General features: G+C 59.7%; 1 protein-coding gene. It reads right to left on the bottom strand.

The genetic code is table 11. From position 1 onward, the window contains the following. A partial coding sequence (locus tag B0E42_RS29335; RefSeq protein WP_139353248.1) for a hypothetical protein occupies nucleotides 1–377 on the bottom strand: 377 nt, incomplete at both ends.

The following is a 377-nucleotide window of genomic DNA, read 5'->3' as shown; positions in this document are numbered from 1 at the left end:
CAAATTGTTCGCTGAGGCTGTTGGCGCCGTTGGCGTTTGGATGGGCTTCATTGTCCAGCAGCGTGTAGCTGTAGCTGACCACGCCGGTGGTGGCGTTGTAGCCGGTGATGGTCAGCGTATTACCCAGCGCGGTGGTAATCGACTGTGGGAAACCAGCCGCTACACCGCCGGTGACGACGTTGATGCCGCCAACGCTCAAGGTCTGCACACCGTCCAACGCGGTGACGGTAAAGGTGCCGCTTTGAGTCAACGCCGATGCATCCGGGCTGCTGCCGTCGCTGAGATTTTTCTCCTGCAATGACAACTCACCGCCTTCGGTGTCGAGGCCGGTGATGATCACCGGGTCGTCGTTGTTGTGCACTTGCAGCACCAGGTTG

Source organism: Pseudomonas sp. A25(2017) (assembly GCF_002001065.1).
GTDB classification, from domain to species: Bacteria; Pseudomonadota; Gammaproteobacteria; order Pseudomonadales; family Pseudomonadaceae; genus Aquipseudomonas; species Aquipseudomonas kilonensis.
Note: the sequence above shows the minus strand (reverse complement) of the source record. Positions and strands in the feature narration are given on the sequence as shown.